The following is a 26605-nucleotide window of genomic DNA, read 5'->3' as shown; positions in this document are numbered from 1 at the left end:
TTATTTCCGAATTCCACAAATATGCTGCCTCTTTCCCCTCCCTCCGCTCCCGCAACCGGCGACCTGTCGCCCGCTACGCCGCCTGTGTCGCACGTGGATGGAAAGCAGACGGGACTTCTCGCCGGGCTCGGACTGGCGGCATGGATGGAGTTCTATACGTTCGATGCCGTCAATCTCGTGCTGCCCGACATGGCAGGCTCATTCGGTGTGTCGCACGATGAAGCCAGTTGGCTTCTGATCGCGTTCAGCGCATCGTTGTTCTGGGGGATGGCCGTTTCCATCTGGCTCGCCGGCTATGTCGGCTATTTGCGATACATCCTGGGGAGCATCGGATTGTTCGCGATTGCATCGATGGGCTGCGCATTCGCCACCGATTTCGGAACGATGCTGATGTGGCGTACCGTCTCGGGGTTTGCCGGTGCGGGCCTGGCGATGTGGTGGCGGGGCAGCGTCTATCTGTTGATTCCCCGGCCTCGACGCAGCGTATCGATGATGCGCATCTCCATCATGATCTATCTGTCGACGGCGGCCGGATTGCTGTTGAGCGGATACGTGACCGACCGATACACCTGGCGATGGCTTTTCGTGCCGAATATCGTCGTCGCTGTCGCGGCCATTGGGCTACTCCTTCGCCACTATCCCAAGGTTGTCCGCCCAACCGATGTACGCGCCCGAGGCATCGACATGCCCGGACTTCTGCTCCTCGCAGTAGCGCTCGTTTGCACGCAAGTGGTCATGACCCGGGGGCAGGCGATGGACTGGTTCGGCTCACCGGAAATTCGCATACTGGCCTGGGCTGCGATCTCGGCTTTCGTCTTGTTCGTCGGATGGCAACTGCATCATCGCAACAACGTCCGGCTGCATCGTCTCGATCTGCTTCGACACCGCGATGTCGCCGCCTCCGTTGTCCTAGGGGTGCTTGCCGGCATCGTCGTATCCGGCAGCACGTATGCACTGCCGGAGTTCCTGCGAACCGTTTATTCGCCAGGACTCGACGCTACCCATACGGGCCGGATTCTGTGTGTGTATGCATTGACGGCTGCGGCCATTCGCCCACTGGTGACGCGCTCGGTCGGCAAATTCGGGCCACGCAAGGTACTCGCATTCGCCTTTATCCTTCTGACGGTATCCATGTCGCTGATGTCACGTCTGATCACGACAGACACGCCGTATGGATATTTCGCGCTACCGCTCATCCTCTATGCCTTCTGTCTTTCGCCGGTATTGTCAGCGCTCGCCAGCGGGACGGTCGCCCGATTGCCGCAAGATCTACAACTGGACGCGGTCGCCGTGTACATGACGTTCCGCCAATTTGGGATGTCACTGGGTGTGACGCTCGTGACCGTCGTATTGGCATGGCGCGAGCAATTGCATTCGAGCCGCTTGTTCGACTTCCTGTACTCGGCGTCCGTGCAAGTCAACGAATGGATGACGTCCGCCACCACCCTGTTGATGCAGCGCGGGATGTCGGCGACACAGGCGCGCAGCGCAGCCGAAGCGCTACTCGCTGAGACCGCGATAAGGCAAGCGAGAACCCTCGCCTATGCAGACGCCTTCGTCTTCATGGCGTCTGTTGGGCTGGTGGCTCTGTGCTTCGTCCCTCTGATGTCCCCCCCACCATCCAAAGGATGAACGATGAGAGAAACAAAACGGGTGCTCCTTATCATGGGCAGCACACGCGCAGGCCGAAACTGCCCCGCGATCGCGCAATGGATTGCCGACATCGGCCAGACGTGCACGGATCTGACTTACGAGATCGTCGATCTCAAAGCATGGCACCTTCCGCTTGACGACGAGCCGGGACTGCCTGCCACGGGGGCCCCCTATGTTCAACCACACACGCGCGCGTGGAGCGAGAAGATCGCTGCGTGCGACGCGGTGGTTCTTGTCACGCCGCAGTACAACTGGGGCTATCCAGCAGCGCTAAAAAACGCGATCGATCACCTGTATTTCGAATGGCGGGATAAGCCCACGGCCATCGTGACCTACGGCGGGCACGGCGGCACCAAGTGCGCCAGCCAACTGCGACAGGTCGCCCAAGCGCTGAAAATGCGTGTCGTCACAACGGCCCCCGCGATCACCCTGTCCGACGATGTCATCCGTCACGGCGGAACCTTGCATCCGGCAACGGATTTCGCCGAATTTGCGTCGAGCGTCGAACAGGCCATGACGGAGTTGGCGATCAATGTCATGTCCGAAGCCTCGGACGCACGTCCCTGACTGGCATGGGATCAGGGGCGGCATATCCCGGCTCAAAACGCGGCTCAAATCGCGGCCCGAATCCCGAGCCTCAATCGAGAAATCGCACCGGCGCGCCCTCCGGATGACCAACGATCGCTTCGTCGCGCACAACGCACTGCCCTCTGATGACGGTATGAATCGGCCATCCGGTGACTGACTTGCCGTCATAAGGTGTCCAGCCGCAGACGCTGGCGATCCATGCATTGCGAATGACGCGACGCGCGCTCAGATCGACGATGCTGAAATCCGCGTCGTAGCCGAGCGCAATTCGCCCCTTCCCTTCGATGCCAAAGATCCGCGCCGGTCCCGCGCTGGTGAGGTCGACCAGCCGCTGCAAACTCAGTCGACCCGCGTTGACGTGATCGAGCATCGTGGGCAACAACGTCTGCACCCCGGTCATGCCGCTGGGAGATTGCGGATACGGCTTCGCTTTCTCGTCCAGCGTGTGCGGGGCATGATCGCTGCCGATGACATCCACGACGCCTTCGCGAATGCCTTGCCACAGTGCATCCCGGTGTCGTCGCTCGCGCACCGGGGGATTCATCTGCGCCAGGCTACCCAGTGCCTCGTAGCACTCAGGGGCATGCATCGTCAGGTGATGCGGCGTGACCTCCACTGAGACCCTGCGTTTGTGCTGGGTGAGGAAAGCGATCTCTTCCGCCGTGGAGACGTGCAGCACATGAATTCGTCGCCCGGCTTCTGCCGCGAGATTCACGATGCGTCGCGTGGCCATCAGCGCGCTCTCGACATCCCGCCAAACGGGGTGGTCCGTCACGTCGCCACTCTGCTCGACAATCGACTTTCGTTCGCGCAGACGGCGGTCGTCCTCCGCGTGAACCGCCATCCGGCGGCGACCATGACGGACGATGCTGCGCAACGCACTTTCGTCATCCACGAGGAGATCGCCGAACGAGCTTCCCATGAAGACCTTGACGCCCGCGCATCCGGGCAGATTTTCCAGCGTGCCGAGTTGCGCTGCGTTCGATGCAGAGCCGCCGATATAGAAAGCGTAGTCGCACCACGCGCGGCCTGATGCCGCATCGAGCTTGGCTTGCAGTTGGGTCGCGCCCAACGTGAGCGGGTGAGTGTTGGGCATCTCGAACACAGCCGTGACGCCGCCGAGCACCGCCCCACGGGTACCCGCCTCAAGGTTCTCCTTGTGTTCCAGACCCGGCTCTCGAAAATGCACCTGACTGTCGATGACGCCCGGCAGCACATGCAACCCCCGCGCATCCAGAGCGGTTTGCGCGCTCCACGTGCCCGCGAGCGCGCCAATCGCGACAACTCGGCCGTCACGACAGGCAACGTCGACGCGCTCCGCGCCGTTAGGCGTCATGACGGTTCCGCCAGCGATCAACAGATCGGCATTCATGCCGGACCTTGCGTCCGCATCGTTATGCATTTCGAGAACTCCCTATGGGTCACCGGGCGACTGATCTCGTGCGCTGAAACGTTTGCATTTGATCGAGTCTTTATGGACAATATGCAACTCAGTTGCATTTAAGATTATATGGGCGCCTCGCCTTTTCGTCTCGATTGACGAACGACGCGGCGTCTTTACCGGAAGGAGTTGAAATGCGTTTTGGAGTCGCTGCCGCATGGCGGCAGATGATGGGGCTGGCCGTTTTCGTCGGACTGATGGCCTGCGTGCCGGCGCATGCTGCGCAGGGGAAACTCAACGTCGTGGCCTCGTTCTCGGTGCTCGCCGACATCGTGCAAAGCGTGGGCGGCGATCGCATCACCGTCACCTCGTTGATTCCACGCAATCGCGACGCCCATCACTTCGAACCCTCGCCTGCGGACGTGGCCGAAGTGCGCAAAGCGGACGTCGTGTTTGTGCATGGCGTCGCGGGCTTTGAGGGGTATCTGCCTCGCCTGATTGCGGCGTCCGGCTACACCGGGCCGGTCGTGACGGTATCAGACGGGGTGAAGTTGCGAACTCGTGTTCGCAAAGGTGTGGCGGGCGACGATCCGCACACATGGAACAATCCGATGAATGCGGTCATCTACGTGGGCCACATCAAGGACGCCCTGGAAGCAAAAGATCCGGCGGGTCGCGCCGAGTACGAGGCCAACGCGGCGCGCTACATCACTGCACTAAAGGCGATCGATGCCGACGCGCGCCAACGCTTGGGCAAAATTCCCGAAGCACAGCGGGTGGTGATCTCGTCGCACGCGGCGTTTGGCTATCTCGGCGACGCGTATGGCATCACGTTCCTCTCGCCGATGAGCATCTCAACGGCCGACGAACCGTCTGCCAAGCATATCGCCGCGCTGATCGATCAGATTCGCAAGGAGCGTGTGTCGGCCTATTTCGTCGAGAATTCGAACAATCCGCGCCTTGTGGAACTGGTCGCCAAGGCGACCAACGTGAAGCCCGGCGGCGAGCTGTATGCAGAAGCGCTGTCGGATTCGAGCGGCTCGGCGTCGACGTATCTCGACATGCTTCGTCACAACGTCGACACGCTTGCCACGGCACTGGAGAATGCGCCTGCACAGGCAAGCGCGAAGTAGCGGCAATGGGCAATGGTGCGCCGCGCGACTTAACGCGGCGCTCGGCAAGCAACGCCGCGAAAGCGGCGGCGTCCGTTTGCACGGCGCGCAAGTTGCGCGCATCGTCAAAGGTTAGTGCCAGCCACGATGCCAGCCGTAACGCGGATGCCACCATCCCCAACCATAGTGCGGGTGATAGCGCCACGAATAGCCGGGACCCGGCACCACACCGACTGGCGCAACGTACACGACACCGGCGGGGGCAACCTCCGCAGGTTCAACCGGCGCCACCACACAGCCGGACAATGAGGCCGCCAACAGCAGCGGTACGAAAATCGTTGCGGGTTTCATGAGTCGCTCTTCCGTATTGAGTTGAAATGAGGGGGCGCCTGCTCTAATAAACGCCCGCTCTGCGACTCATGTTGACGCAACGTCTTCCCAAATTTGTAAGCCTGTATTACGCCGCGTTACGTTTCGAAAATGTAGCGATCACACCATCGCGCCGTGCCGAAGGGACAGGCATCCCGCCTCGCGCATCACGCCTTGAGCAGTGCCGCCGCATTGCCCGTCAAGATGGCATGTCGACGCGACTCGTCGAGTCCGGACAAATCGTCGTGCGGCCCCAGCAACCCCATCGGAAACGGCCAGTCCGAACCGAACACGACCTTGTCCGAACCAAAGATGGACTCGCTCAGCGCCAACGCTGCGTCGTCATGCGTAATGCAATCGACGTAGAAGCGGGAGAAGATGCCGCGCGGAGAAGGGAGTGTCACGTCGACGCCCGGTCGGGACGTTCGATAGCCGCGCTCGTATCGACCGGCGAGCATCGCCGTCGCGCCACCGCCGTGCGCAAGACAAAAGCGAATTTCCGGATACCGGACCGCCACGCCCCCGAAAGCAAGATGCGACGCCGCGACGGTCGTCTCTACCGGGTTACCCATCAAGTTCTCCAGATAGAACTTGCTCAGGCGGGTGTCGCAGCACTGGCCGGGGTGAAGGAACAGAAAGGCGGATTGCGCATTTAATGCGGCCCAGAGTGGCTCGTAAGCAGCGTCGGAAAGCGTTCCCTCATACCCGCCCGCCGAAGCGGCGTAGCGACACGTCAGGTTGTTTTCCAGCACGAGGCGCGCGGCGAGCTCGGGATGTTCGAGCGGCAGATGCCACAACGCAGACAAGCGCGACGGGAAGCGCTCGCAAACCTGTCGCAAGCCGTCATTGACATACGCGCACCACACCGACGACGCAGCTTCATCCAGCGATGGTCGATACATCGGCGGCGGTATCGATACCCAAGCTTGCGCGACGCCTTGTTGATCCATCCACTCGATCAACGCATCGGGCGAGAACAATGCACTCATTCCGATCGTGTGACCGTCGAGCGTGAGCCGTCGTGCTGCGGCGTCCCATCGGACATCCGTCATCGCGGACAGCCGGGCCTCATCGATCGGGGCCTGATGCGCGTGAACATCCAGCGCAATGCGTGTGGTTTCCATGTCGACTCCGAACTCGCTGCGTCTGCCTATCAACGGGCTTCGAGATTGGCGTTCATTTCCTTGCCCCAAAACTCCGGCGACCAGCGCGGCCCCCAGGTGTAGGGCAAATCGTTCCAGTCCCGGCAAAGCCACCGGTCGGTGATCTTGTCCATATCCGCGTAAAACTCCACCCAACTCCCCCACGGATCGCGCACATAGTGAAACAGGTTGGACGCGATGGCGTGCCGCCCCGGGCCGAAGCCATCGCCGTATCCCGCTTCGCGCATTCGCCACGCGCCGTAGCCGATGTCGTCAAAACTCGGCACCTGGAAGCTCGCGTGCTGGAAGCCCCGGTGGGAGCTGTTGATCAACCCGAAGCAATGATGATCGACGATACCCTGACCGGCTGCCATAAACGCGACCTTACCCGCCGCACGATCCGTCGTTCGCAAGCCCAGCACATCCGAATAGAACCGCTCTGCGCGCTCAAACTCGGGCGTGAAGACGAGCAGATGCCCGATCCGCAAAGGCGGCCGGTCTTTCTCAAGGGTTTGCCACAGATTGATGTCGACGCGATCGGCAGCACCGCCGAAGTTGAAGGCTGGGACCGCTACGCGCGGCGATGCCACGGCATCTTCCGGGCTCAGATGAATCCATGTTCCCCACGGGTCTTCGAACCAAAGTCCCTCACGCGGCCACCCCTCCGGTGCACAGGGAAAGACCTTGATCCCGGCGGCCTCGATACGTTGAGTCATGCCCGCGACCGACGCCGGCGCGATGCGAAAGGAAAGATGATGCAGCCGCTTCTTCTCGCCTTGCATCAACACGATTTCATTGCTCGATCGCCCCGGCGAGTTACACAGAAGCGCCTGAGCGTCGTCTGAGCGGCGCACATCCAATCCGAACGTTGTGTAAAAGCGTTGGGCGACGTCCAGATCGGGCACGGTCATGCCGAAGCCGTTCAGACCCTCTACCGCAGACGTAGTCATAAGGACCCTCGATAACCTTGGTAAGGAAATGCGGTATCAGGCACCGATACGGATGCCGGATTTGCCGTGCAGATCAACAGACGCCATCCGATTTCTGAGTTCGCCGAGGCCGCTTCCACGCACGATCACCTCATCGCCTTCGTGAAGAAATACCTGCGGCTCGCGCGCGTTGCCTACGCCGCTGGGCGTCCCCGTGAGCAAGACGTCACCGGCACGCAACGTCATGCCAAACGACAACTCGGCGATCAGTTCGGGAATCGAAAAGGCCATGAGTCGCGTGCTGGCCGATTGAAGCACCGTGCCATTGACGACGCACTCAAGATGCACGTTCGCGGGATCGATCTCGTCCGCCGGAACGATCCAGGGTCCGAGGGGCATGGTCGCATCGATGCTCTTGCCCTTCAGCCACTGCCCGCCGTGACGCCGCTGGAGATCGCGCTGGGAGATGTCGTTCGCCAGACAATAGCCCCACACGTACTCCATCGCGTTCTCCACCGGAATGCTCCGCCCGGTCTTGCCGATGATGACCACCATCTCGGCTTCGTAGTCCCATTTGGCGGACAGCGATGCGTCGTACGCGATGTCGTCGACCGGCCCGATCACCGTATCGGGACCCTTGGTGAAAAACGTGGGTGCCGTCGGCGGGGGAACGTCCTGCCCTTCGCGCTTTCCCTTGCCCTCTTCGAAGTGGTCCCAGTAGTTCCAGCCTGTGCAGAGCACGTCGCGAGAAAAGCGCTGAATCGGCGCGAGCAGATGCGCCTCGCTGAGCGCCACGCGCGGCGCATCAGGCGACGTCGCATATTGTCGAGCGCGCGTCAGGGCGTCTTTTCCGCCGCCGATCAGCGCCACCATATCGCCCATCGATGCGGGCAGAACGACCCAATCGTCGTCTTGTCTGACGGCGATGCGCTTCTCGCCGTTGTATTGCAGTGTTGCGAAAGCCATGATGCTCCTCGGTGGGTAGTCGCGATCTGTCGATGCGATGTCTCAGACTTCAGACGTCAGGCCTGCGGCAAGACCGCGATGGCGTTGATCTCGATGAGATAGTCGGGCGAGACCATCTTCGTCACCTCGACCATCGTGGAGGCCGGCAGCGGCGGATGGAAGTACTCGCGGCGTACCTTGTGAATGGCCTCGAAGTGCTCCATGTTGCGCACGTAGACATCGACGCGGCAGACATCCGCGAGCGTGCCGCCAGCGGCAGTGACGGCACTCTTGATGTTCTCGCAGACCTGACGGGTCTGCGCGTCGATGTCGCCGACGCCCGCGATCGTGCCGTCGGGACGTCGAGCGGTCATTCCGGAGATGAACACGAGCTTTCCCTTCGCCTCGATGGTGGTCGCTTGCGAAAAATGCCCGTTGGGCGTGCGCAGTGCGTCGGTGCTGATTTGCTCTTTCGCCATGATGAAAGTCCTGTCGTTAGTCCGCTGTCGTTAGCCTGATGAGGCGGTAATTTGCTTCAGATATCTGCCCATGTCGCTGGCGCTTGCACACCCGCGACGCTCGCCAGCCCGGCAAGTTGTCGTGCGACGTCGACGGCGACCGGGCATGTCTGCCCGTTAGCCTGAGCGATCTGCCAACTGATCTCTCCCGGGCTGTAAAGCCGCTCCGTACCGGCCGCAGGAGTCGACGTGCGGACCTTTGCGGCCAGTTCGGATGCACGCAGTTCGAGCGGCCGTTGCAAACCGAACTGCGAGGCATCGATTGCCAGAAAGGCCTGTGCGCTGTTGTACGGCGTAGCGCTGGCGCCATAGAGCGGTTGCACTTCGTCGGCCACACCGCCGTCCGACAGGCCGCCGCAGAGCAGATCGATCATGAAAGCCAGACCGAAACCTTTCGGCCCTGCTGCGGGCAGTAGCATCCCGGCAATAGCCTTTGCTGCGTCTCGCGTGGGAATGCCTTGCGCATCGACGGCCCAGCCGTCAGGAATCTCCTGCTCCACCCCCTGCGCGAGCCGAATCTTGCCCATCGCGCTTGCGCTCATGGCCATGTCGAGTTCTACGGGAATGTCGTCTGCGTGCGGCATGGCAATCGCCAGCGGGTTATTGCCGAGAACCCGTTCCGCTCCGCCCGGAGCAGGCATCAACGGGCGAGTGTTCGCCATAGCGATGCCCACGCACCCTGCATCGGCCATTTTTCTCGCCCAGAATCCGGCTTCACCGAAGTGGAACGCGTTTCGTACGGTGACCATCGCCAGCCCGTAGCGTCGGGCTCGTTCTATCGCGAGCGTGATGGCCTGCTTCGCGCTCACCTGACCGAGCGCGTTTGCGGCATCGAGTACGACGACGGCCTTGGCGTCGTGCGCGACCTGCGCGAATTCCGCTTTACTGACGGAGCCGGCGCGAATCCGCTCGATGTACATGGGCAGCAACATCACCCCGTGCGATGCCTTCCCCCCCTGATCGGCGGCGATCAACGGGTCGGCAACCGATCTCGCCACGTCCGCCGAGACCCCTTCGGCGACCAGGAGACTCACGACCAGTTCACGCAGCACGTCGGTCGACACACGGATCGGCGAGTTGTCAGTGGGCATCGCGTTCATCCGTGTACCAATCGGGCTTCTGCGGGTAATGCGGACCGTCGTAAATCTCGACGACGATGGTCTCCTCATGCGCAATCGTCGGGCCGTGAACATTGCCCTTCGGGTTGCAATAGAAGCTGCCGGGCAACAGCGTGACGCCGGTGGACGTGTACTCGTACTTGCCGCTCAGGCAGTACATGAACTGATTGGACGCGTGAGAATGCGGCGCAGGAATGCCTGCGCCTTTCGAGAACTTGATCAGCGCTATCGACGCACCGGTTTCGTCATCGCGCCAGAACATTTTTTCGGCTACACCGGCAAGCGATTTTTCCCGCCACGGCATCGTCTCGCTGTGCAGAAGGATCTCGTCCATCGAAGGCATCGGCGCACTGGCCGTCTTTGTCTGCGTGTCTTTACCGCTCATGAAATTGACTCCCGTTGTGTGTCGACATTCACAAAAGCACGTGCACTCAGATCGCTCCCGCCATCTCTGCCGTATGGGGCAACCACGGACGAAGCGCGAATTCGATGGCGGCAATCGCCAGATAAAGCAGCAGCCCGAGCAACGCCAGCGAAATCAGCGCAGCAAACGCGAGCGGTGTGTTCAACTGGGAATTGGCGACCAGCAGCAGATTGCCCAGCCCTTCGGTGCTGCCCACGAACTCCCCGATCACCGCGCCGATCACGGCCAACGTCACTGCGATTTTTGCGCCGGAGATCACGTGAGGAAGCGCGGCGGGCATCTGAATCTTGAGAAAGATCTGCATGCGTGTCGCTCTGAGCGACGTGGCCAATTCGATCAGATTGACCGGCGTGGTACGTAGCCCGGTGGCGGTGTCCACGACAATCGGAAAGAACGCGACCAGCCACACCAGTGCCAGCTTCGATTCGATGCCCGTTCCCAGCCAGACAAGCACGATGGGTGCGAGCGCCACCTTAGGCACCGACTGCATGGCGATGAGCAGCGGATAGAACATCCGGTTCAATATCGGCGAATTCGCAATGGCGAAGGCGATGGGGACGCCGACGATAAACGCCAGCGCAAAACCGTAGACGCATTCCAGGAGCGTGACCCACCCTTGCGATAACAGCGTCGCCCGGTCGTCGACGAATGACTGCGCAATCTGAAGGGGTGTCGGAAGCACTGCAATGGGCACGTGAAACATCACCACGTACATCTGCCAGACGACCAGCAGCAGCACGATGCCGAACGCGGGATACCCGATCACACGAAGGTTCAGTGACTTCATTTCACGACTCCGAGTGCAGTGCTGGCCTGATGTTCGTAAGCGGTGAATTTCGGCGTGAACCGGAGTGCCTGCGATCTGGGATAGGGGAAGTCGATGGCGATGCGTTCCGCGATTTTTGCCGGGCGCTTACTGAATACGAGGACTTCGTCGGATAGATAGACCGCTTCGGAAATGCTGTGCGTGACGAACATGACGGCGGCCCGCGTGTGTTCGCGAACGGACAGCAGGAGGTCGTGCATTTCCATGCGCGTGAAATCGTCCAGCGCACCGAACGGCTCATCCATCAGTAACAGCCGGGGTGCATGGATCAACGCGCGACACAATGCCACCCGTTGCTGCATGCCGCCGGAAAGCTCATGCGGGCGCGCGCTGGTGAACGCATCCAACCCCACCAGCGTGAGTAACTCGTGTGCTCGGGTCTTCGCGGCCTTATCGGCTTTGCCGAGTATCTCCATCGGAAACAGCACGTTGGCGAGCACGTTGCGCCAAGGCATGAGATTGGCGCTCTGAAATACGAAGCCAAAGTCACGTTGGGGGCCGCTGATCGCATTGCCACGAATCTTGACCGTCCCCGTCGTGGGCTTGGTCAACCCGGCCACGATCCGAAGTAACGTCGTCTTTCCGCAACCGCTAGGCCCAAGCAGCGACACCAGTTGTCCCGCGTCGAATGCGCAGTCCACAGCTTCGAGCGCGACCGTCTGGCCGCTCTTGCCTCGCGGCGGATAGATCTTGCTGACGCCTTCGATAGCGGCGAAAACGGCTTCGGTTGGCGTAATGCCGCCCATGCCCTTTGTGTCCAGCCGCGCGTTCATGCCGCCCCCTTAGGCAAGAAGTCGGTCGTGAACAGCGACGCTGCCGAAAGCGGTGCCCCCGGGATGCCGATGTTCTGCGCGATGAAATCGACGCTACGCTGCATTCGGCCCCCATCGATCCATCCCATGCCGAATTTGCGGGTATCGGCACTTTGTGCGAGCGCGCTCAGCAGCTTGATCTCGCCGACGACGACTTCGCGATTGATGCCTGGCACGTAGTTCGCCATGATCTCGCTGGCCGCTTGCGGGTCCGCCATCGTGTCGCGCCAGCCTTGCATGGCTGCCTTGACGAAGCCGCGCACGGTGTCGGGCCGGGACTTGATCATGTCCTCTTTGACCAGCAAACCATTTGCGTACAGTTCAAGACCGTGATCGGCGAGCAGCAAAGTGCTCAGTTGCCCGCCGGGCAGCACCTTCTCCAGCCCGACCTGCGTAAAGATGAAGTTCTCGATGGAGGGCACTTTCTTGCTGAGCAGCATGCCCACGCGCGCCGCGCCATCGACGTTGACGAACTTGACGGAGCCCGGGTCCAACCGGTGCTGCTTCATGAATCCCTGAATCACCTTGGGAGAAAAGCTCCCCGCGCCGCTGGCGATTTCCAGCCCGTTGAGTTGCTCGGGCTTGGTGACATTCGCCCCTTGGGCGAGGGAGAAGACCGCATAGGGAGCGCTCTGATAGTTCATCGCGACGAACTTGGCGCTGCTGGCACCACGCGCTCTTGCCAGCGCGAGGGACACCACGTCTGAAAACGCGAACTGCGCGATGCCCGATTCAAGGGCCTGGATGGCTTGCGCAGTGCCCTGCCCCGGCACAATCTTGACGTTCAATCCCGCCTGCTTGAAGTAGCCCTTTCCCAGCGCGACGTACCACGGCGTGTGACGGCCCAGCGCGGTGAAATCGAGCGACAACGTCAGCTCGCCCTGACTCCGGTCTTGCGCCCCCGCGACCTGCCACGCTCCGGTCGCCCACCCGGCGGCGACAGCACCGAGACTTCTTACGACCTGCCGACGCTTGCTGTTCGTTGCCATTTCCGACCCCTAAGTAGAAATCCATGGATGACGCGGTCAAGCCAACTTCCCGCCGAGCCCTCACCGCGCGAAGTTGTATTTGTTCATAAGGCGTAATATAGTTTGTGACATACTGTGTGATATGTTACAGATCCGCAAGTGGAAAAATATTCCGATCGGAGCCGTTTTATGGATGTCCTGAAGTTGCTGGGATGGCGTCGTTTTTTCGCCGAGCTGGTGATGCGGCGCTGTCTGGCGGCTGCCGTTTACGGGGCGTTATTGGACCGAGCGCGGGATCGGGCGTACGTTGGCGCTCGGGTAGAATGCGAGGCCCATCGCGGCCGTGCGCATGGCTCGTGGTGGTTGCCGCGGGAAGCGACACTTTACGCGCGCGTTCTTGCCACGATTCGACGCACGGGCACCGACATCCAGCGCGCACACTTTCTGTCTGGCATTGCGCCGACGACGATGTTCAGCGACGAGCCACCAACACCTGCACCACACGATGTGCGCCCATGTGGCATGAAACAGCGTGAGGGTGCAGAAGATGCATAAGATTCAGAAGATGCGCAAGGAGATACCGTCAGAAATGCCCAAGCCGAGTCCTATCGATCTCGAAGCACCGAACGCAGCCCCGTCCCCGTCGCCACTTCGACGGATCGCCAAGGGCGCGTCGCTCGCGGAGCAGGCATATGTCGAGATCAAACGGCGGATTCTTTCGCTGGAGTTCGGGCCTGGCCAGTTCTTTAACGAACTGATGATTTGCGAGCTGATCGGCTTCAGCCGCTCTCCCGTGCATCACGCGATACAGCGGCTGAAGCTTGAAGGACTGATCGACATCATTCCGCGCAAGGGGCTTCAGATTCGGCGCGAGTCGATGGACGAGATTTTGGATTTGCTCGAAGCGCGATGGGCCGTGGAAGCCAATGTTGCGGCATTGGCGGCTCAACGACGCACCGAGGCGCAGTTGAGCCGGATGCGAGCGCTCATCGAGGCGTCGCGCGAGTTGAGTCGTGCGGATGACCGCGACCGGTTCATGCAGATCGATCACGATTTCCACGCCATCATTGCCGAAGCGGCCGGGAACAGTGCGCTGACGGAAATCATGCGCTCGTTGCACGAGCGATCGGCGCGACTGTGGAAGCTGCGCTTGCTCGCCCCGGGCGATCTCACGCACACACAGGACGAGCACTCGGCGGTGCTCGAAGCCATTGCGGCTGGCGACGCTCAGGCGGCTGCCAGCGCGATGGGGGCTCACCTGGCGTCGCTTCGCCGTCGACGCGTCGCGCCAACGTCGTTTAGCGAACCGCTGCCGTTGCATCCCGTTGCGGACTGACGTGATTCGCCGCGTCGGACGATGGGAGATTGAACGGCTTGGCTGACAGATTGTTCGCCTATCATCGTCGGCACTTTTAAAGAACATTGTGCATTCAGCGCGGCGAAATCCGATCGATACCTCGTCGAACTCCTAAACTTTTCCTTAATTCGGCCGATAACGTGAGGCAGCACTCAACTCCCACGGAAAATCGAGCCATGTTTCTCATTAGAACGATTGTTGGCGGGGTATTCATCGCGTCTTTAACCGCCTGTACGGGGCCGAGTCCCGTACCGGTCGCCAGAGCCATGGTCTATTACGACCGTGCCGCATTTGTCGAGACGCTGAAACACGATATGCCTGCCGTCACGGGCGACGTCGTCCAGCACGGGCGTTGCGAGGTGTTTGTCACGACACCCGAAAACAATGTCGGATCGCAGAAGCCTTGCGTTTTTGCATTGACCCGCGAGACGGTCTACGTCGCATCGTGGAACGCCTTCGGCACGAAATACGAAAACCTCATGACGATTCCGCTCAAAGGTGTCGATCAGGTGGCCTATACGGCGTTCGGCGGTATGCGTCAGGTGCAATTGACGGAGAAGAAGCGCCTGCTTGGTTTGGCCGTGTTCAACGACGAAGCGACAGCCAATCCGGAGAAAGAGACAAAGCAGGCATTCGAATCCATCAAGGATTCGGGCGTACCGGAGGGGAAATCGATTCGCGGCGTCATTTTCTCCAACGCGCTCTATTACTCGACGTACTCGCCGATCTACATCAACACCCGAAAATAGCCGACGGTGCCGGCCCGGCCTAGCATCATCGTTCGCAGGGTGGGTCGATATCCCGCTTGATACCTCATGAAAACAAACAGATATTCTGGACGAGCTGCCGTTTGCGTACTGGCGCTCGCGGTGACGGGTTGCGCCAACGTGCCATCGTCGCCGGAAACACTGGCCCGATTTTCGGGATCCTACGACGTGGTGGCACAGTCTGGGCCGAAGGCATTCGAGTTCACGCAGATCGACTTGCGATTCAATCGCGATAGCAACGGTATCGCGTCGGCAAACGTGCGACTGACGAACGGCGAAACGTCGGTCGATTACGTTTATCTGAACTGCGGATATCCCGGTGACCGCATTGCCAACAATTTCAGCGCCAGCGAGAAACCGGGCGACAGCGAGGTCATTCGCTGCCAGCAATCGGTGCCTCGTGGGCCGGTGCTATTCATGGCCAGGGCCGTCGACGGTCGTCCACTCAAGTTCGCCGGGTATAGCGGCGGGGTGATCTCGGCGATGTTGGCGAAAACGGTGGTTTCCGAGACCGGTTGGAAGATTGGACTCAATTGGGGCCCGGACACCCATAGCGGCTACGCCGTGCGGCGCAGACCCGAAAGCTCGGCCGATACCACCGGCGCCTTGCGTACGGCCGAGTGAGGCCATCCGGCATTCGGACGCTTCAGCTCGGCTCAGAGAATCTGCCAGTTTCCTGCTGTAAGGCTAAACGGGCGATGTAGTCACCTACGATCTCGATGTCTACGATGGCTTCCGATAATAGGTGAACGATCGTCCCTCGTCGTTCACCTTCGCCTGATACTTCATCTCAAGGCGGTCGAACACATCGGCGGCCAGTTGCCCCTTACCCGCAGCGGCGTCTGCAATGCCCCTCTCAACCATCGCATCCAACGCGGCAAGCTGCGACTCACGGTCCTGAATCAGACGCACGCCCTCACGCAACACATCACTCTTCGAGCCGTAACGGCCTTGCTCTACCAGTTCGGCGATGTAGTCCTCAAGCGAACGCCCGAGTTCTGCACTGATCATGATTTTCCTCCGGGTCGAATTGGCTGGGTCAGTGCGCACTCCAGCATGCTTATCAATAGTCATCAAAACAAGCCGGACTGGAGGGTTGGGTCGATTGCGACGCACCAAAAGAAAAGGGGTTAGCCGAAGCTAACCCCTTGATCTTTCTGTCCTGCTGGTCGGAGCGATAGGATTCGAACCTACGACCCTCTGATCCCAAATCAGATGCGCTACCAGGCTGCGCTACGCTCCGACGAAAGAGGACGCATTCTAGAGGTTTCCTTGCGTTACGTCAAATCGTCACGCAGATTTTCGTCATCATCCGGGCATTTTCACGATATCGGCTGCACAATCATTACGCAACCCTCGCGCCGATGGCAGTCACGCGGCCGCCACGAAAACCCGCCATAGTGGGAGGTTCACCATGTCAGAACCCGTGTCGATGAACCTGATTCTCTGGCGTCACGCCGACGCCGAAAACCTGCCCGCCTCCCTCGCGCTCAGCGCACAAGCCGATCTCGCCCGCGAACTCACCGACCGGGGCCGCAAACAGGCAGAAAAGGCCGCCCAGTGGCTCCGCCCTCGCCTCCCCGACGACGCCCTCATCCTCACCAGCCCGGCCGTACGCGCCGTCCAGACCGCTCAGGCACTCTCGCCCACCCCGCGCGTCGTGCGCGATCTCGCGCCCGGTGCAAACGCCGTCACCCTGCTCGGTGCCATCGACTGGCCCGGCACCGCACAGACCACCGTACTCGTCGGCCATCAACCCGCCCTCGGCCAGCTCGCAGCACTCCTGCTGAGCGGCCAGGAAGCCTACTGGACGATCAAGAAAGGCGGCATCTGGTGGCTCGCCTCGTGTCGCCGTGAAGACGAAAGCCAGGTGGTCGTGCGCGCCGTGGTCAATCCCGATCTCATCTGACGCACGATCTCACACCTGATCTGATATTTTTTGAGGGACGACGAAATCGCCCCCGCTTGTCCCTCAATGCCCGGAAATGCCCGTGAATCGGACGATGTAAGGCGTCGTATAGGGGATCTGACTCATGACAACGGACGTTTTGTCATAGAATTGTCGCCTACCGTTCACGGAATCGACATTGATGCTTTTTAAAGTACGTCGCAACGCGACCGTCACAAAAAGGGCTTTTATGCGCGACCTGCCGAACCCCACTATGCCGCTCTCTTCGCTGACCCCTACGTCGCGGAGGCGTCTTCCTCGCCCTGAAACGCCTGTCAAACCGAATCTGGCTGTGGCGTGGGCACGCGACGAAAGCGAGCTTCGTGAAGCGCAGCACCTGAGATATCAGGTCTTCGCCGAAGAAATGGGCGCGTCGGTCAAAGGTCCCGCAGGCCTCGACGTCGACGAATACGACCAATATTGCGACCACCTGATCGTGCGCGATCAGGATTCGCTCAAGGTCGTCGGCACCTATCGCGTATTGCCCCCCTCGCAAGCCAAACGCCTCGGCCGTCTGTACTCCGAAGGAGAGTTCGATCTCTCGCGCCTGGATCACCTGCGCCCGAAGATGCTCGAAACCGGTCGCTCGTGCGTGCACACGGACTACCGCAATGGCGCTGTCATCATGGCGCTGTGGAGCGGTCTGGCCGAGTACATGCTGCGCAACGGCCTGGAAACGATGCTCGGCTGCGCCAGCGTGCCGATGGCCGACGGTGGTCACTACGCCGCCAGCCTCTATCGCAAGCTGCAAGACACCTCGATGGCCCCGGCCGAGTACCACGCCGTGCCCCGTATCGCCCTGCCGGTGGACGAGCTGCAATCGACCCTCGACGTCGAGCCGCCCGCCCTCGTCAAAGGCTACCTGCGCCTTGGCGCCCGCATCTGCGGCGCTCCGGCCTGGGATCCTGACTTCAACACCGCAGACTTTCTCACACTGTTCCGCCTGTCCGACATGAACCCGCGTTACGCGCGTCACTTCCTCGGACCGGAACTCGTCAGCAAACTCCAACAAGCCTGACCGGCACCGATCTCTCCCCCAAGTATTCCGTCCCCGTTCAATACGCTGAGGGACAACAAAAAGCCCGGCAAAAGCCGGGCTTTTTGTTGGCTGTCCTTCCTACGCACCCCGAACCGGGCGCGCCGCAGGTGTCAGGCGTACACCACCTTGTAGCGCATCCCGATCTTCTCCCACTCCTGCGCTTCGCGCTGCAGGCTGTAATCGGTCAGCGGATTGGCTTCGATCCACGTGCGTGGCACCGAGACCTGGAAACCGTCGCCGAGACGTTCGACGTCGATACTCTCCGGCAGCGCGTCGGTGCGGCGGCGACAGAACAGTACCGCGAGGCGCAGACAGAACAACAATTGCCAGTCGACCTGCTGCGCCTGCGACGCCAGCTTGCCCAGCTTGCCGACGTGCCCCAGCAGTAGCTCGGCCAGTCGCGCCTGATCCGGGCGCGAGAAGCCCGGCATGTCCGCGTTGCTGCCGATGTAGGCCGAATGCTTGTGATAGGCGCTGTGCGAGATCGACAGGCCCATCTCGTGCAGCGACGACGCCCAGTTGAGCAGCGCTTCGCCTTCCTCGCGTCCGTCCTCCGGCGCGTCATCGGAAACGTCGCCATCAACGACGTCGGCGTCGTCGAAATCGACCGGCAACTGACGGTACAGCGACACGGCCAGACGCCCCACCCGCTCCGCCTGCGCACGATCTACGCCGTAACGGCGTACGAACTGCTCGACGGTCACGGCGCGCATGTCCTGATGCTGTGTTCGGCCCAGCAAGTCGTACATCACGCCCAGACGCAGCGCGGCGTCCGTCGTCTCCATATGGTCGACTTCGAGTTCGTTGAAGACGGACAGCATGATCGACAGGCCGCCCGGCAGCACCGGAATGCGATCCTGCTTGAGGCCCGCCAGCTTGAGACGGTTGGCGTTCTCGGCCTTGATGAGCGCACGCTTCAGACGCTCCAGCCCGCCGCGCGTGAGGCCATGCACGCCACCGTCGTTGAAGCCATTGGCTTCGAGCAACTCGGCCAGCGCCCGCGCCGTGCCCGACGAGCCGATGGCCTGCGACCAGCCCGCTTCGCGAAAAGCCGACGAAATGATCTGGATTTCGCGGCGAGCGGCCAGCTCGGCCTGCTTCATCGCATACTCGTCGACGTTACCGCTGGGGAAGAACTGACGGCTGTGGCTCACACAACCGATATAGAGACTCTCCATGATCAGCGGCTCGTAATCCTGACCGATGATGAATTCGGTCGAGCCGCCGCCAATGTCCACCACGAGACGATTGCCCGGGCACGTCGGCACCGAATGCGCCGCGCCCGCATAAATCAGACGCGCTTCTTCGCGTCCGGCAATCACTTCGATGGGGAATCCGAGCGCGCGCTGCGCTTCGCCCAGAAAGTCTTGCGCATTCTTGGCCACGCGCAACGTGTTGGTGGCCACCGCACGCACCTGATCGGGATGAAAGCCCCGCAGGCGCTCGCCAAAGCGCTTGAGCACGTCCCAGCCGCGTTGCTGCGACGGATGATCGAGATACTTCTCAGCGTTCAGGCCAGCAGCGAGTCGCACCGGCTCGCGCAGCGCATCGACCTGATAGATCTGAGTGCCGGCGGAAGTCTCCTCCACGCGGCCGATGATCAGGCGAAAACTGTTCGAGCCGAGATCGACGGCCGCTAACAAGGGCGATGGGGTACTCATGTGGGGGTGCGCCTGAGCGAAGAATGCCGTAATGTCCGATGCTTAACTTTAAAAGCATGACGGGCACTCGACAAATAAATGACGAATAAGTTACAAATCGAATATGACACGTCGTTGACAAATGTGAATGTCATATAACTGTAACAATACGGATGAAGAATTCACGCCAATCCCATGTCTTTCGCACGTTCAATATGAATTACCCGCTGCTCAACCGAGAGCTGGGCATTCTCGCGTTCAACGAACGCGTGCTTGCCCAGGCGGCCGATCCGGCCACGCCACTGCTCGAGCGCCTGCGCTTTGTCTGTATCGTGAGTAGCAATCTGGATGAATTCTTCGAAATCCGCGTCGCCGGACTGAAGGAGCAGATGCGCGAGAATCCGGGCATGCTCACGCCGGACGGCATGACTTTTCAGCAAGTTTACACGCAAGTCTGCGCTCGGGCACAGGCGCTTGTCGAAAAGCAGTACGCCCTGTTCGACAGCATCCTGCCGCAGATGGAGTCCGAAGGCATCGCGTTTCACCCGTCCGGCCAATGGAACGACGCACAGGTCGAATGGGCCCGCGACTACTTCATGCGCGAACTGGTGCCGGTACTCACGCCTATCGGACTGGACCCGGCCCACCCTTTCCCGCGCGTGCTGAACAAGAGTTTGAACTTCGCCGTCGAACTCGAAGGCAAAGACGCCTTCGGTCGCGACGCCGAACTCGCCATCGTTCAGGCCCCGCGCGCCTTGCCGCGTCTCGTGCCGATGCCGCCCGCGCTCGCCCCGCTGCCCAACAGCTTCGTGCTGCTCAGCTCGCTCATGCTGCGCTTCGCCAGCGAACTGTTCCCGGGCCTGACCGCCAAAGGCTGCCACCAGTTTCGCGTGACGCGTAACAGCGACCTGTTTGTCGACGAAGACGAAATCACCAACCTTCGCACCGCGCTTCAGGGCGAACTCCCGGCCCGCCACCTCGGCGACGCCGTGCGCCTGGAAGTCGACGCCGGTGCCCCCGCGCGCCTCGTGCGACGTCTTCAGACGGAGTGCGGGCTGGCCGATTCGGACTGCTACCGCGTGAAGGGCCCCGTCAATCTCGTCCGGCTGATGCCGCTGCCCGAGATGGTCGACCGCCCGGATCTGAAGTTCGTGCCGTTCGTGCCTGCCCTGCCCAAGCGCATGAGCGCGTCGCCCGCCATCTTCGATCTCATCGATCAGGGCGATCTGCTGCTGCACCATCCGTACGACAGCTTCCAGCCCGTGCTGGAACTGCTGCTGCAAGCCGCGCGCGATCCCGACGTGGTGGCCATCAAGCAGACGATCTATCGCACCGGCAACGAGTCGTCGCTGATGGACGCCCTCATGGAAGCGGCTCGCAACGGCAAGGAGGTGACGGTCGTCGTGGAACTGCTGGCGCGCTTCGACGAAGAGACGAACATCAACTGGGCCGCACGGCTCGAAGCGGTCGGCGCACACGTCGTCTACGGCGTGGTCGGCCACAAGTGCCACGCGAAGATGCTGCTCGTTGTGCGTCGTACGCGTCAGGGCAAGAAGACATTCCTCAAGCGCTACGTCCACCTCGGCACCGGCAACTATCACCCGCGTACCGCGCGGCTGTACACGGACTTCGGTTTGATGACGGCGGACGAAGCGCTGTGCGCCGACGTGCACGTCGTCTTCCAGCAACTCACCGGCATCGGCCGTCAGACGCATCTGAACGGGCTCTGGCAGTCGCCGTTCACCATGCACACGCACCTGCTCGAAGCAATTCGTCGCGAGACGGAAGCGGCGGCCGCGGGCAAGAAGGCGCGCATCATCGCCAAGATGAACGCGTTGCTGGAGCCGACGATCATCGCCGAGCTGTACAAGGCGTCACGTGCAGGCGTGAAGATCGACCTGATCGTGCGCGGCGTGTGTTCGCTGCGCGCCGGCGTGAAGGGGCTGTCCGAAAACATCACCGTGCGCTCGATTGTCGGACGCTTCCTCGAACACCATCGCATCTATTACTTCTATGCGAACGGCGAAGAGCACGTCATGCTGTCCAGCGCCGACTGGATGGAGCGCAACTTCTTCCGTCGCGTGGAAGTGGCCTTCCCGGTGCGCGACAAGCGCCTGAAGGCCCGCGTGATTCGCGAGGGGCTGATGGTGCATCTGCGTGACAACGTACTGTCGTGGCTGATGCGTCCGGACGGCAGCTATCTGCGCCGCCGTGCGGGCAAGACGCCGTTTAACAGCCAGATGGTGCTCATGCAGGAGATCGCACAGCACGTTCAGACAGGCAACTAACCCCGGCGAAACCGGGATGCAAAAAAGGGGGCGAAAGCCCCCTTTTCCATTTGAACCACTCTTTGAGCCGCTATCCGGCGCTCAGCCATTCACCGGCACATCCGTCGGCGTATCGACCGGTGCCCGATGCACCACACGCGTCGGCGGGAAATGAATGGCGAACGTGCTGCCGCGCCCTTCCTCGCTCGTCACGCGCAGGTCGGCCTGATGGCGCGTGAGCACGTGCTTGACGATCGCCAGTCCGAGGCCCGTGCCGCCCGTATCGCGCGAACGGCTGCGGTCGATGCGGTAGAAGCGCTCTGTCAGACGCGGGATGTGCTCGGCCGGAATACCCAGCCCCGAGTCGATCACCGCGAAGCGAGCGCCGCCGTCGTCCGTCGCGCCCCATTCGATGCGGATCTTGCCGCCCTGCGGCGTATATCGCACGGCATTGCTCACGAGATTGCTGAACGCGCTGTGCAACTCGCCTTCCGCACCGCGCAGATCAAGTCCGTCGACCCCCGTCACTTCGATCACGTGCTGACCTTGCGACAGACCTTCGGCGTCACCGCGCAGCGATCGCATCTGCATACCCATGTCGATGCGATCGTCCGACGGCGGCTTGCCACTGCCTTCGAGCTTCGCCAGCGTGAGCAGATCGTTCACGATGTTCTGCATGCGACCCGCCTGCTGACGCATGATTTCCACGTAGCGCTGGATCTCATCCGGGGACAGCGGCAGTTCGCCCACCGTCTCGAGAAAACCGGAGAGCACCGTGAGCGGCGTCTTCAGTTCGTGCGAGACGTTGGCCACGAAGTCGCGGCGCATCGCGTCGGTGCGCTCAAGATCGGTCACATCGAGCGAGATGATCAGCTTGCGGTTGTCACCATACGGAAACACCTGCATCGACAGCACGTTGTTGCGCTTCTCGCCCATGTGATGCATGAGCAGCGCTTCGTCGTAGCGTTCGGACGACAGGTAATGCACGAAGGCCGGGGTGCGCAGGAGATGGGTGATCTGTTGACGCAGATCGCGCTTGGCGTCGATGCCGAAATGCATCTCGGCAATCGCATTGCACCACTCGATCTGATTCTGCTCGTCGAGCATGATCACGCCGTTGGGCGATGCCTGGATCGCCTGAATGAAGCGTGCGTGCTGTTGTTCCACCTGCTTGACCTGGTTATGCCAGCGCTTGGCCAGCTTGTGCAGCCGGTAATAGATTTCGCCCCACAACCCGAGAGCGCTCGGCACTTCCCCGTAGACCGGGGCATCGAGCAGACGCCAGAGGCGCTGGGCGTGATAGACGTTGAAGAAAAGCTGAATCACCAACAGGGCGATTGCGGTGACGTAACCCGCGCTTGCGCCGAAAAGCCAGCCGACGGCCACCGAAATGGCCGCTTGCAGGATCAGGAACGCCAGCGCACGGGCCCAGATGATATTCATAGACGATGCACAGGAATTTTGCCGCGCGTCGCCGGGAGGGCGCGAGCAGCATGGGCACGGCAGCTTTCAACAGGGTAGACCGGCCGTGAGCCAACCGGCTGACCGATGGCCCCGCCGCGTCAAACCGACTTCGTAAGCCGGTAGCCGCTGCCGCGTACGGTCTCGATCATAGCATCGTGGCCGGCAGGCTTAAGGGCCGCGCGAAGACGCTTGATATGCACGTCCACCGTACGCTCTTCGACGAACACGTGATCGCCCCACACCTGATCGAGCAACTGCGAGCGGCTGTGCACGCGCTCGGGATGCGTCATGAAGAAGTGCAGCAGACGGAATTCCGTCGGGCCGAGGTCCAGCTTGATGTCGCCGCTCGACTGGTGGCTCGTCACACGATGCGTCGCCGGGTCCAGCTTCAGGCCGTTCACGCTCACCACGTCTTCGGTCAACTGCGGCGCACGACGGCGCAGCACGGCCTTGATACGCGCCATCAGTTCCTTCGGCGAGAACGGCTTGGTGACGTAATCGTCCGCACCGATCTCAAGCCCCATCACCTTGTCCTGCTCTTCGCTGCGCGCGGTGAGCATGATGATCGGCACGTGCTTGGTGCGCTCGTTCGCACGCAGCTCGCGCGCGAATGTCACGCCCGACTTGCCAGGCAGCATCCAGTCGAGCAGAACGAGATCCGGCAGGACGTCGCTAATCAACGTGAGCGCCTGCTCCGCGTTGTACGCCCGGATCGGATAGTGACCCGCGTGTTGCAGATTAACGGAGATCAGCTCGGAAATCGCCGGCTCGTCTTCCACGATCAGAATGCTGCTAGGCATCGGTTCCTCTCAAACCTTCAGTAATGTCGGGCGCGTTATTCAGCGCCCGGGTCGCCTTATTCGCCTTGCACTTTGCGCTGCAAATCTTCGCGCGAAATGTGCCGGACGTCGGTGCCCTTGACAATGTAAATGATGAATTCGGCGATGTTCTTCGCGTGGTCGCCGATACGCTCGATAGCCTTGGCGATGAACAGGAAGTCCAGACCGGCAGAGATGGTGCGCGGATCTTCCATCATATACGTCACCAATTTTCGCACGAAGCCACGGAATTCATTGTCGATGGCCTTGTCGTCACGCACGATCTCGGCGGCCGCCACGATATCCAGACGGGCAAACGCGTCGAGCGTGCGGCGCAGCAGTTGTGCAGCCATCTCGCCCGAGAGCTTGATTTCGGCGAAATTCACGCTTTGCGCTGCGCCGTCTTCCAGCAGGTGACGGGTACGCTTGGCGATCTTCTCAGCCTCGTCGCCGGCGCGCTCGAGGTTGGTGATCGTCTTCGAAATCGACAACAGCAGACGCAGATCGCGCGCGGTCGGCTGACGACGGGCGATGATCTTGCTGCACTCTTCGTCGATCTCGACTTCCAGAGTGTTCAGACGATGCTCGTTGGCGATCACTTCGTCGACCAGCGTGCGGTCGAACGTGTTCAGGCCCTGCATCGCCGTGACGATCTGGGACTCGACCAGGCCGCCCATTTCGAGGACGCGCGAGCAAACCTGATTCAGGTCGGTATCGAACTGGCTGGAAAGGTGTTTATCGTTCATGTCGCGGGTTTCCTCGTGGCATCAACCGAAACGGCCGGTGATGTAGTCTTCGGTCTCTTTGCGGTCCGGCTTGATGAAGATTTTTTCGGTCTCGCCGAATTCGATCAGCTCACCCAGGTACATATACGCCGTGAAGTCCGAGCAACGTGCCGCCTGCTGCATGTTGTGGGTCACGATCACGACCGTGTAGTCGTCCTTGAGTTCGGCGATCAGTTCTTCGATGCGGCCCGTGGAAATCGGGTCGAGTGCCGAGCACGGTTCGTCGAGCAGCAGCACTTCCGGACGAATCGCGATACCGCGTGCGATGCACAGACGCTGTTGCTGACCGCCCGACAGGCCGTAGCCCGACTGTTGCAGCTTATCCTTCACTTCGCTCCACAGCGCGGCTTTCGTCAGCGCCCACTCCACGCGATCGTCCATTTCCGAGCGCGAGAGCTTTTCGAACAGACGCACACCGAACGCGATGTTGTCGTAGATCGACATCGGGAACGGCGTCGGCTTCTGGAACACCATGCCGACCTTGGCGCGCAGCAGTGCGATGTCTTGCTTGGCGGTCAGCAGGTTCTCGCCGTCCATGTTGATCTCGCCCTCGGCGCGTTGCTCCGGATACAGGGCGTACATCTTGTTGAACGTGCGCAGCAGCGTCGACTTGCCGCAACCCGACGGGCCGATGAAGGCCGTCACCTTACGGTCGGGAATGCGCAGGTTGATGTTCTTGAGCGCGTGGTACTTGTCGTAGAAGAAGTTCAGGTTCTTGACTTCGATCTTCGAGGGCAGCTTGATTTCTTGAGTCGGGTTCGTCATGGTCTGTCTCAACCGTCAGGTATGCGTTGGTCGTCGCGTTATGGTCGCGTGGTGTCGTTCGAAGTTGCCGATTACTTCTTGGCGAACAACGTACGCGCCAGAATGTTCAGGAACAGCACCCCGAGGGTGATGATGAATACGCCCGCCCAGGCGAGCGATTGCCATTCGGCAAACGGGCTCATGGCAAATTTGAAGATGGTGACCGGCAGGTTGGCCATCGGCTGGTTCAGGTTCAGCGACCAGAACTGGTTCGAGAGCGCCGTGAACAGCAGCGGTGCCGTCTCGCCCGCGATACGTGCCACAGCCAGCAACACGCCCGTCACGATACCGGCGATGGACGCCTTCAACGTGATCTTCACAATGATTCGCCACTTCGGCGTGCCCAGTGCGAAGGCTGCTTCACGCAGGTTGTTCGGCACCAGCTTGAGCATGTTCTCCGTGGTACGGATCACGATCGGAATCTGCAACAGCGCGAGCGAGATGATCCCGGCCCAGGCCGAGAAGTGGCCCATCTGCGCAACAACCAGTGCGTAGACGAACAGACCGATCACGATCGACGGGGCCGACAGCAAAATGTCGTTGATGAAGCGCGTGATGCTCGCGAGCCACGACTTCTGACCGTACTCCGCCAGATACACACCGGCCAGAATGCCCAGCGGCGTGCCGACCAGCGTTGCAACGCCCACCATCACCAGACTGCCTGCGATGGCGTTGGCGAGACCGCCACCGGCCGTGTTCGGCGGGGGCGTCATTTCGGTGAACAGCGACAGCGACAGGCCGCCGATGCCGAGCGAAAGCGTGGTGTACAGAATCCACAGCAACCAGATCAGACCGAAAGCCATCGCTGCGAGCGACATCGCGATCGCGAACATGTTCTTGCGGCGGCGATAGGCTTGCAGACGCACGCGGGTAAAGGCGTCGGTGGGCTTCACGGCGGGCGTTTCCAATTCGAGCGCTTGTTGAGTCATCA

Annotated in this window: 27 protein-coding genes and 1 tRNA gene; 9 read left to right on the top strand and 19 right to left on the bottom strand. The window is 61.1% G+C overall.

Annotation, left to right across the window (positions count from 1 at the left end; all coding sequences use genetic code 11):
- Positions 1-21: 21 nt before the first annotated feature.
- On the top strand, positions 22-1632 hold the full coding sequence (locus PAQ31011_RS23825) for an MFS transporter (protein ID WP_150578145.1): 1611 nt from the start codon (positions 22-24) through the stop codon (positions 1630-1632).
- A 3-nt stretch (positions 1633-1635) separates the two neighbouring features.
- Complete coding sequence (locus tag PAQ31011_RS23820; protein ID WP_150578144.1) at positions 1636-2220, top strand: NADPH-dependent FMN reductase; 585 nt, start codon at positions 1636-1638, stop codon at positions 2218-2220.
- Positions 2221-2290: 70 nt separating this feature from the next.
- Here the strand turns inward: PAQ31011_RS23820 and PAQ31011_RS23815 are convergent, their stop codons facing one another.
- Positions 2291-3643 (bottom strand): dihydroorotase, encoded by a 1353-nt coding sequence (locus tag PAQ31011_RS23815; protein WP_150578143.1) that lies wholly within the window; start codon positions 3641-3643, stop codon positions 2291-2293.
- A gap of 173 nt (positions 3644-3816) precedes the next feature.
- On the opposite strand from PAQ31011_RS23815, the gene PAQ31011_RS23810 reads away from it, so the two are divergent.
- Positions 3817-4755, top strand: coding sequence for a metal ABC transporter solute-binding protein, Zn/Mn family (locus tag PAQ31011_RS23810; RefSeq protein WP_217424893.1), 939 nt, complete (start codon positions 3817-3819; stop codon positions 4753-4755).
- A 111-nt stretch (positions 4756-4866) separates the two neighbouring features.
- Here the strand turns inward: PAQ31011_RS23810 and PAQ31011_RS23805 are convergent, their stop codons facing one another.
- From PAQ31011_RS23805 to PAQ31011_RS23760, 10 genes are all read right to left on the bottom strand, one after another.
- Positions 4867-5085 (bottom strand): hypothetical protein, encoded by a 219-nt coding sequence (locus PAQ31011_RS23805; protein WP_150578142.1) that lies wholly within the window; start codon positions 5083-5085, stop codon positions 4867-4869.
- 185 nt (positions 5086-5270) lie between these two features.
- Positions 5271-6227 (bottom strand): amidohydrolase family protein, encoded by a 957-nt coding sequence (locus PAQ31011_RS23800; RefSeq protein WP_150578141.1) that lies wholly within the window; start codon positions 6225-6227, stop codon positions 5271-5273.
- Positions 6228-6256: 29 nt separating this feature from the next.
- Positions 6257-7195, bottom strand: a complete 939-nt coding sequence (locus PAQ31011_RS23795) for a VOC family protein (RefSeq protein ID WP_150578140.1) — start codon at positions 7193-7195, stop codon at positions 6257-6259.
- Positions 7196-7231: 36 nt separating this feature from the next.
- Positions 7232-8140: a fumarylacetoacetate hydrolase family protein gene (locus PAQ31011_RS23790; RefSeq protein WP_150578139.1), complete on the bottom strand. Its 909-nt coding sequence runs from the start codon at positions 8138-8140 to the stop codon at positions 7232-7234.
- Between the two features lie 56 nt (positions 8141-8196).
- Positions 8197-8598 carry a RidA family protein gene (locus PAQ31011_RS23785; RefSeq protein WP_150578138.1) on the bottom strand — a complete coding sequence of 134 codons (402 nt, stop codon included), beginning with the start codon at positions 8596-8598 and terminating at the stop codon, positions 8197-8199.
- Between the two features lie 56 nt (positions 8599-8654).
- A complete protein-coding gene (locus tag PAQ31011_RS23780; RefSeq protein ID WP_150578137.1) occupies positions 8655-9728 on the bottom strand; it encodes an Ldh family oxidoreductase in 1074 nt (357 codons plus the stop codon).
- The gene (locus PAQ31011_RS23775) at positions 9718-10140 is read right to left on the bottom strand and encodes a cupin domain-containing protein (RefSeq protein WP_217424892.1); all 423 of its coding nucleotides are present in this window, start codon (positions 10138-10140) and stop codon (positions 9718-9720) included. Before PAQ31011_RS23775 ends, PAQ31011_RS23780 begins: the two co-directional genes overlap by 11 nt.
- Positions 10141-10186: 46 nt before the next feature.
- Positions 10187-10966 (bottom strand): ABC transporter permease, encoded by a 780-nt coding sequence (locus PAQ31011_RS23770; protein WP_150578136.1) that lies wholly within the window; start codon positions 10964-10966, stop codon positions 10187-10189.
- The gene (locus PAQ31011_RS23765) at positions 10963-11778 is read right to left on the bottom strand and encodes an ABC transporter ATP-binding protein (protein WP_246179762.1); all 816 of its coding nucleotides are present in this window, start codon (positions 11776-11778) and stop codon (positions 10963-10965) included. Before PAQ31011_RS23765 ends, PAQ31011_RS23770 begins: the two co-directional genes overlap by 4 nt.
- Positions 11775-12806 carry an ABC transporter substrate-binding protein gene (locus PAQ31011_RS23760; protein ID WP_150578135.1) on the bottom strand — a complete coding sequence of 344 codons (1032 nt, stop codon included), beginning with the start codon at positions 12804-12806 and terminating at the stop codon, positions 11775-11777. The genes PAQ31011_RS23765 and PAQ31011_RS23760 overlap by 4 nt, the downstream gene beginning before the upstream one ends.
- Before the next feature lie 568 nt (positions 12807-13374).
- Here PAQ31011_RS23760 and PAQ31011_RS23755 point away from each other — a divergent pair.
- The 3 genes from PAQ31011_RS23755 to PAQ31011_RS23745 all read left to right on the top strand — a co-directional run bounded on the left by PAQ31011_RS23755 (position 13375) and on the right by PAQ31011_RS23745 (position 15533).
- Positions 13375-14121, top strand: a complete 747-nt coding sequence (locus PAQ31011_RS23755; protein ID WP_174990249.1) for a GntR family transcriptional regulator — start codon at positions 13375-13377, stop codon at positions 14119-14121.
- A 197-nt stretch (positions 14122-14318) separates the two neighbouring features.
- Positions 14319-14891: a hypothetical protein gene (locus PAQ31011_RS23750; protein WP_150578133.1), complete on the top strand. Its 573-nt coding sequence runs from the start codon at positions 14319-14321 to the stop codon at positions 14889-14891.
- A gap of 138 nt (positions 14892-15029) precedes the next feature.
- The gene (locus tag PAQ31011_RS23745; RefSeq protein ID WP_150578132.1) at positions 15030-15533 is read left to right on the top strand and encodes a hypothetical protein; all 504 of its coding nucleotides are present in this window, start codon (positions 15030-15032) and stop codon (positions 15531-15533) included.
- Positions 15534-15632: 99 nt separating this feature from the next.
- On the opposite strand, the gene PAQ31011_RS23740 is transcribed toward PAQ31011_RS23745, so the two are convergent.
- Positions 15633-15920: a type II toxin-antitoxin system ParD family antitoxin gene (locus tag PAQ31011_RS23740; protein WP_150578131.1), complete on the bottom strand. Its 288-nt coding sequence runs from the start codon at positions 15918-15920 to the stop codon at positions 15633-15635.
- Between the two features lie 155 nt (positions 15921-16075).
- Positions 16076-16152 (bottom strand) — tRNA-Pro (locus tag PAQ31011_RS23735).
- A 189-nt stretch (positions 16153-16341) separates the two neighbouring features.
- On the opposite strand from PAQ31011_RS23735, the gene PAQ31011_RS23730 reads away from it, so the two are divergent.
- Both PAQ31011_RS23730 and PAQ31011_RS23725 read left to right on the top strand, forming a co-directional pair.
- The gene (locus PAQ31011_RS23730; protein WP_150578253.1) at positions 16342-16818 is read left to right on the top strand and encodes a SixA phosphatase family protein; all 477 of its coding nucleotides are present in this window, start codon (positions 16342-16344) and stop codon (positions 16816-16818) included.
- Positions 16819-17047: 229 nt separating this feature from the next.
- Positions 17048-17875: a GNAT family N-acetyltransferase gene (locus tag PAQ31011_RS23725; protein ID WP_150578130.1), complete on the top strand. Its 828-nt coding sequence runs from the start codon at positions 17048-17050 to the stop codon at positions 17873-17875.
- A 131-nt stretch (positions 17876-18006) separates the two neighbouring features.
- Here the strand turns inward: PAQ31011_RS23725 and ppx are convergent, their stop codons facing one another.
- Complete coding sequence (gene ppx, locus PAQ31011_RS23720; protein ID WP_150578129.1) at positions 18007-19557, bottom strand: exopolyphosphatase; 1551 nt, start codon at positions 19555-19557, stop codon at positions 18007-18009.
- 152 nt (positions 19558-19709) lie between these two features.
- Between ppx and ppk1 the strand changes: the two genes are divergently transcribed.
- Positions 19710-21824 carry a polyphosphate kinase 1 gene (gene ppk1, locus PAQ31011_RS23715; RefSeq protein WP_150578128.1) on the top strand — a complete coding sequence of 705 codons (2115 nt, stop codon included), beginning with the start codon at positions 19710-19712 and terminating at the stop codon, positions 21822-21824.
- An 81-nt stretch (positions 21825-21905) separates the two neighbouring features.
- On the opposite strand, the gene phoR is transcribed toward ppk1, so the two are convergent.
- The 5 genes from phoR to pstA all read right to left on the bottom strand — a co-directional run bounded on the left by phoR (position 21906) and on the right by pstA (position 26603).
- Positions 21906-23246 (bottom strand): phosphate regulon sensor histidine kinase PhoR, encoded by a 1341-nt coding sequence (gene phoR, locus PAQ31011_RS23710; RefSeq protein ID WP_150578127.1) that lies wholly within the window; start codon positions 23244-23246, stop codon positions 21906-21908.
- 119 nt (positions 23247-23365) lie between these two features.
- Positions 23366-24067 (bottom strand): phosphate regulon transcriptional regulator PhoB, encoded by a 702-nt coding sequence (gene phoB, locus PAQ31011_RS23705; protein WP_010805263.1) that lies wholly within the window; start codon positions 24065-24067, stop codon positions 23366-23368.
- 56 nt (positions 24068-24123) lie between these two features.
- Positions 24124-24831 carry a phosphate signaling complex protein PhoU gene (gene phoU, locus PAQ31011_RS23700; RefSeq protein WP_150578126.1) on the bottom strand — a complete coding sequence of 236 codons (708 nt, stop codon included), beginning with the start codon at positions 24829-24831 and terminating at the stop codon, positions 24124-24126.
- A gap of 21 nt (positions 24832-24852) precedes the next feature.
- Positions 24853-25635, bottom strand: coding sequence for a phosphate ABC transporter ATP-binding protein PstB (pstB, locus tag PAQ31011_RS23695; protein WP_039397158.1), 783 nt, complete (start codon positions 25633-25635; stop codon positions 24853-24855).
- 71 nt (positions 25636-25706) lie between these two features.
- Positions 25707-26603, bottom strand: a complete 897-nt coding sequence (pstA, locus tag PAQ31011_RS23690) for a phosphate ABC transporter permease PstA (RefSeq protein WP_039402682.1) — start codon at positions 26601-26603, stop codon at positions 25707-25709.
- Between the last annotated feature and the right edge of the window lie 2 nt (positions 26604-26605).

This window comes from Pandoraea aquatica, from assembly GCF_902459565.1.
Lineage (GTDB): Bacteria > Pseudomonadota > Gammaproteobacteria > Burkholderiales > Burkholderiaceae > Pandoraea > Pandoraea aquatica.
Note: the sequence above shows the minus strand (reverse complement) of the source record. Positions and strands in the feature narration are given on the sequence as shown.